General features: G+C 62.4%; 5 protein-coding genes. 3 read left to right on the top strand and 2 right to left on the bottom strand.

Features of this window, described 5'->3' with window-relative positions:
- Window positions 1–154 precede the first annotated feature (154 nt).
- Together Q0C81_RS14975 and Q0C81_RS14980 are read left to right on the top strand one after the other, a co-directional pair.
- On the top strand, window positions 155–2092 hold the full coding sequence (locus Q0C81_RS14975; RefSeq protein WP_291839644.1) for a hypothetical protein: 1938 nt from the start codon (window positions 155–157) through the stop codon (window positions 2090–2092).
- A gap of 274 nt (window positions 2093–2366) precedes the next feature.
- Window positions 2367–4733 (top strand): hypothetical protein, encoded by a 2367-nt coding sequence (locus Q0C81_RS14980; RefSeq protein WP_291839647.1) that lies wholly within the window; start codon window positions 2367–2369, stop codon window positions 4731–4733.
- A 117-nt stretch (window positions 4734–4850) separates the two neighbouring features.
- Here the strand turns inward: Q0C81_RS14980 and Q0C81_RS14985 are convergent, their stop codons facing one another.
- Window positions 4851–5075: a helix-turn-helix transcriptional regulator gene (locus Q0C81_RS14985; RefSeq protein WP_291839652.1), complete on the bottom strand. Its 225-nt coding sequence runs from the start codon at window positions 5073–5075 to the stop codon at window positions 4851–4853.
- A gap of 88 nt (window positions 5076–5163) precedes the next feature.
- Window positions 5164–5370: a helix-turn-helix transcriptional regulator gene (locus Q0C81_RS14990; RefSeq protein ID WP_291839656.1), complete on the bottom strand. Its 207-nt coding sequence runs from the start codon at window positions 5368–5370 to the stop codon at window positions 5164–5166.
- A 120-nt stretch (window positions 5371–5490) separates the two neighbouring features.
- Between Q0C81_RS14990 and Q0C81_RS18325 the strand changes: the two genes are divergently transcribed.
- Window positions 5491–5830 (top strand): RNA polymerase sigma factor (locus tag Q0C81_RS18325; protein WP_367118028.1); only part of this gene is annotated, 340 nt, incomplete at its 3' end.

The raw sequence follows: 5830 nt of genomic DNA on the forward strand, positions 1-5830 counted from the left end.
TCTCCGCCAAGCCATCGGGCGAAGGCAGCGGTCTGGGACTCTATATTGCCAGGGAGCTCGCGGACTATCACGGCTGGAGCCTTTCCCTGATCGGGCCGGCTGGCGCGGACGCCTGGCATACCTTCGTTCTGAACCTCGACGGCGTGAGCGCAAAATGACCGGCATGCTTGCGGAGGCCGCCTTGGCGGGCGGCGTTAAAACCCTCGCCATCGTCGATGATGCGTATGACGCCCCCGACGGCCAGGAGATTTCGGAAAACGCGTTCAACCAGTTCGTCCGCGCGCTCGAGGACGCGCCGGCGGTCATGGGCGAGTTCGTCGCCCTGAGCGCGTTGACCGAAGACGACCTCGACGACTGGGAGGACTTCATCGGCAATGGGGCGTTGATCGAGGAGTTGTGGGAGCTGTCGGTTGGCGTGCGGCCTGCGCCGATGTCGGCGGGCGCGTCTGCGGCGCTGGTCCTTCTGTTCGCCGACATCCAGGCCGATCGCATCAGCAAGCTCCTTCAGCTGAAGCCGCTTGAGGATCTGATCAAGGACTTCCCGGACGTCGCGCTCATGAAGCTCGGCGCCGAGACCAATCCCGAGACCGTGGCCACGGCCGATGTGGTCTTTCTGGATCTGTTCCTGTCGACCGACATACCGCCCTTCCCCACGGCCGGCACGACGCCGAAAAGCGCCCTGGACCGGGCCAAGGAACGGGCGCTCACCTACCTGGCTGCGGTCAGGTCCGTCACCGCTGAGGACCTGTCCGCGACCTCCCCTGCATTCATTCTCATATCGTCGAGCGGCTCCAACCAGATCGGCGCGAACTTTCGAAAGCGGGCGGGGCAGGCGGCCGCGAGATTTCGGTTCGTCTCGAAGCAATCGATCGAAAAGAGCGAACCGCAAGGCTTGCTCGCCATCGCCGATATCCTGAGCACCTGCCAGGCGAGCGCCCTCGTCGAGCCCATGAGAAAGGCGTGGCCGGAAACCGTCGCGGCCGCGTCAGCCTGGGTCGGCGAAAGGCTCGAGAACCTCGACATCTCCGATTTTGGACGCCTCTACGCGCTGAGCCTGCAGCAGGAAGGGCAGCCCGTCGAAGACTATGTGAAGGAGCTGATCGCCGGGGCGCTGGCCGAGCAGGTGGCGTGCGCCTTCTCGGAGAGGCGGCCCGCCAGAGCGGGACCGAGCCCCTTTGAGGCCATGCCGGGAAACTTTTTTGATCCGCCCTCGAACGCGTTCGCCGACCTGTATGGCGCGACACGGATCACCAAAGACAGGGGCTATCGAGGCCTGGAGGGTATGGACCCGCTCTCCGGCGACCTCTTTCTGGACGGCGCCCTGCCGAAATCAAAGTCAACAAGCGTGGAAGGCCGGACCATTCAGGCGGTGATGAGCCCGATCTGCGACCTGGTCGGCCATAACGGCAAGGCGCCGGCGGCGAAGTCGGCGCTGATGCTGCACGGCGTCCTCAGATCGACGACGTTCAAACACGATGGCGCTTCCCAGGCGCTTTCGGTCGGCGGCCGGTTTTACGAGATCGAGTGGCAGTGGAAGCACCCCCAGGCCCTGTCGCTCTCCGTTCTCAAACAAAACCTCGCGTCCTCTAGGACGACTTGGCTGGGGAGACTGAAGTCGGATCATTTCCTCGCCCTGCAGGCGGACTATCTCGGGTCGTTCGGCCGGGTGGGCTTGCTCAAGGCTCCCGGGATTTTCGAGACCCTGAGCGGGTCGATCAACGTCCGGGAAAACGGAACGATCAATCAAGTCGGAACCCTTTTCACCGCCCGGAACCGGTTCGCCTTCCTGTCGCCCGACAAGACGAAAACGTTTCCAAAACAACCCCTGTTCTTCACCGGTCAATTCATCGAAGACTTTGTGGTGCGCCTGAACGCGATCGCGGCGGACGCCAACCGCCCGGCCGCCTCACGGCAGAAGGCGAAAGGCCTCCTGGATCGGATCGAAAGTCACGTTTTCGGGCTCTTGAAGCGACAGGCGGCCTCCGCCCACCAGGTTAACGACTATCTCAAGGTCGACCTTGTCGAGGATCGCGGTGAGGCGGTGCCGGATTCCGCCAATGGCGTCATCCATATCAAACTATGGAAGAACTGACCGTCGGTTTGAGCGGGGCTGCTGTTCAGGACATGGCGCCTGAAAGGCTCAGTTGCAGCAGACCCACGCTTTCATCGAAAACGCCGACGACGGCGTTGAGGACTGCCGCGACCTCACGAGCTAGGCCCACCGAGGGTTGCGCTGTCCCAACAAGCGTGGCTGGTTCTCCTTTGGCGATCCGGAGTCTTTGACCGGGGCGACGTTGGGGACGGGGATGGATCACCGACTGCAGGGCCTGTTCATGCGCCTCCTGGGCGCCGGCACGGAGGACGCCGTGCAGGCGATCCTGGACGGCGAGGGTCTGGCTGACGACGCATCGAAGTGGATTCCTTATGGCGACAACGAGTCGTTCTACGGGGTGGTTGAGAACCAGCAGGCCCATCCGGTGCCCGCCCTGGTCGAGAAGATCACCAATGGCATCGACGCGATCCTTGAGAAGAAAGTTCTCGAGGAGGGGATCGACATCAAGTCGAAGGCTGCGCCATGCAGCGTGAAGGAGGCGCTGGACCGGTATTTTCCCAACCACCTGAACTGGGATGTCGGCGAGGCCAGGCGGAGCCAAGCCCGCGATCTCCAGATCGTCGCCAGCGGACCTGTGGGGGACACCTCCCTTTTGGTTTACGACAATGGCGTGGGCCAGGCGGCTAAGGATTTCGGCGGGACGTTCCTGTCCCTCCTGAGAGGCAACAAGAACGAGGTCCATTTCGTCCAGGGCAAATACAATATGGGCGGCGCAGGCGCGATCGCCTTCTGCGGCGACCGCCGCTTTCAGCTGGTCGCCAGCAAGCGTTACGACGGATTAGAACCGCTCGGTTTCACCCTGCTGCGACGGCACCCGCCCGAACGGGCCGCCGCCGCCGGTCGCAAGAACACTTGGTACGAATATCTGATCTTCGACGGCGAGGTCCCGGCGATCGACGTCGGCGATTTGGACGTCGGCTTGGACGGGCGGACCTTCCAGACCGGCTCCCTCCTCAAACTCTATTCCTATCGACTGCCGTCGGGCGCGAGGTCGGTCATTTCACGTGACCTCAATGTCAGTCTGAACGAGTTCCTATTCGAACCCGCCCTGCCGTTCCTGACAGTCGACACCGAAGAGCGCTATCCCCGCAACCGCGCTCTAACGACCATCGTCCACGGCCTCAAGCGCCGGCTGGACGCCGACGCCCAGACGGTGGAGACCCGCTTCTCCATGGTGTCGACGACCCCGGACTTCGGCGAGCTGGGCGTGACGGTCTATGTTTTCAAGGCCCGGTCCCGGGGCGAGGGGGTTAAGGAGACGAGGGCCTATATCCAGAGGGAGTATTTCAAGAACGACATGAGTGTCCTCTTCTCCCTGAACGGTCAGGTCCATGGCAGCTACACCTCCGAATTTATCACACGGGCGCTGAAGATGCCCCTGCTGAAGGACTATCTCCTCATCCACGTGGACTGTTCCAAACTCCATCCGTGGGTCCGCAACGAGATGTTCATGGCGTCGCGCGACCGCCTGAAGGCGGGCGACAAGGCAGACGCCATCCGCAAACATCTGCGGGACATGCTGGCCGCCAGCGAGCTCGCTGAAATTTCCAAGCGCCGCAAGTCCAGCTTGAGCATGGACGGCCAGGACACCAGCCAGATGCTTCGGCAGCTGAGCCGGAACCTGGCCATCAACGCCACGCTCAGCAGCATGCTGCGACAGACCTTCGACCTGCCGGACCGGCCGGCGGGCGCAGCGGACAAGCCGCGCGAGGAGAAGGGCTCCCCCCGGGCGCCGCGCGATGCGCCGCCCTTCAATCCCCAGCGGTATCCTTCGGTGTTCCGTGTTCGGGGCGGGGACAATCAGGAGGGCGGGCTCCGACTTTTCAAGCTGCCGCTCGGCGGCAGCCGGACGATCTCGTTCGCGACCGATGTGGAGAACGACTATTTCGACCGGACCGACGATCCCGGCGATCTCAAGCTGGCGATCATGGTGCCCCAGGCGACATCGACCGGAGGCGGCCAGGCCGCCACCCCGTCTGCCGTGGGCGATCTGCTCAGCGTGACGCGGTCTAGTCCGACAGAGGGGGCGATCAAGGTCGGATTACACGCCTCCGCCGAAGCCGCCGTGGGGGACATGATCGAACTGCGAGCCGCCTTGTCGAGCCCCACGGGCGACCTGGCCGAGACCGTTTTGGTACGGATCACCGACCCGGAGCGGAAGCCCCCTGCGAAGGTGCCCGAGGATGAGCCCCCACTAGGCATCCCCGAGCTGGTCCTATGTTCGCGCGAGGGAGGCGAGGGCCATAAATCTTGGGAGGACTTGCAGGAGGCCGGCCTGGACATGAGCCATGGCGTCGTCGTCCAACCATATGTGGAGGATGACAAGCTCGCGCGGATTTATGTCAACGTCGATAGTTCGGTGCTAAAGGACTTCAACCGGTCCGCCAAATCGGCCGAGGCGGTTGAACTGGCCGAAAAGCGCTTCGTCAGCACCGTCTATTTCCACACCCTGTTCCTGTTTGCCGCGACCAAGGCGCGCAAATACGCTCTCCAGCAGGAGAAGGGCGAAGCGGTCGAAGACGTGGAAGTGGCGGACTATGTCGCGGACCTGTTCAGCAGTTCCTACGCCCAGTTCCTGCTGAGCTTCGACACCGCAGACCTTATCGACGCCTTGGGCTGAGACGCCTTATCGACGGCTTATGGGTCTGCTGTTAGGTCGGAAGTCGAAGTCCGATCTTGGCGGTCAGTAGCTTCGGCAATTGGACGTAAGCAGTTGCGCAGCCTCTAGGACGTCTTGTCAGCTCTTCGGTGGCGCGTGAGATTCAAGAAGACGCGACGGGGCTACACCAAGCGCCTCGGCTAATCGGCCGAGCGCGCGCACAGACGGATTCCGAGTGCCACGTTCTAGATCGCTCAAATAACTGCGCTTCATGCCGGCTCTAAAAGCCAACTCTTCTTGCGACAGTTCTGCACGATCTCGAAGCGCTCGCACGTTCTTCCCGAAGAGGGCGACGACGTCCATGCGAACAGATGGCCCAAGCCTAGGTTCGGACGCCGCCCACCAATCGTGTCATTTTCACACACGTTCAATGCGATGAACCCACCAGACTTTAGTTTTGAAGCAAGCGACTTGGAGGCACGCCAAGAGCATCTGCGATGCGCCCGAGAGCGCGGACCGTGGGGTTTCGCGTGCCGCGTTCTAGATCGCTTAGGTAGCTCCGCTTAAGACCTGCGCGAAATGCCACCTCCTCTTGGGAGAGGCCGATCTCTGTTCGGATCGCTCGCACGTTTTTCCCAAGCTGGGCGATAACGTCCATCGCCACATTAGGGTGAGATTGCGCGATAGGCGCTGTCCCCTAAACGTGTCATTTTCGATGTTTCAGGTGATTTGTCGATCCATTGGAGAGTGCGCGGTCGTGTCGGAGGGCCTCGAGCAAATGGAGGGGGAGGGCCAAGCGTCACTTTCCGAGCTCTACAAACGGTACGCCGCATGGTTCAGGGCTCGTCTGGTCCGGCGCTACGGCGCACAGGATGCGGAAGACCTTCTTCAAGAGACCTGGCTTCGGCTCACCCCATATCGGGAGGCCCGCGAGATACAGCACCCTCAGGCCCTTCTGATGCGCATCGCCACCAACCTGGCGGCGGATATGAGCGCTCGGCAGTTTCACCGTACGCGTCATGTCTCCGAGATGAGCCAGTCGCATGGCTGGGGGTATGAACTGCCCGCCCAGGCCGATGAGGTGCTGGCGAAGCAGCTCGTCCTCGGCTTACCAGTGC

Source organism: Brevundimonas sp. (assembly GCF_023259385.1).
Taxonomy (GTDB): Bacteria; Pseudomonadota; Alphaproteobacteria; order Caulobacterales; family Caulobacteraceae; genus Brevundimonas.

What these genes read in the sequence shown, in the direction of transcription:
- Q0C81_RS14975 (WP_291839644.1), top strand. Translation starts at nt 155, where the DNA reads ATGACCGGCATGCTTGCGGAGGCCGCCTTGGCGGGCGGCGTTAAAACC.
- Q0C81_RS14985 (WP_291839652.1), bottom strand. Translation starts at nt 5,075, where the DNA reads ATGGACGTCGTCGCCCTCTTCGGGAAGAACGTGCGAGCGCTTCGAGAT.
- Q0C81_RS14990 (WP_291839656.1), bottom strand. Translation starts at nt 5,370, where the DNA reads ATGGACGTTATCGCCCAGCTTGGGAAAAACGTGCGAGCGATCCGAACA.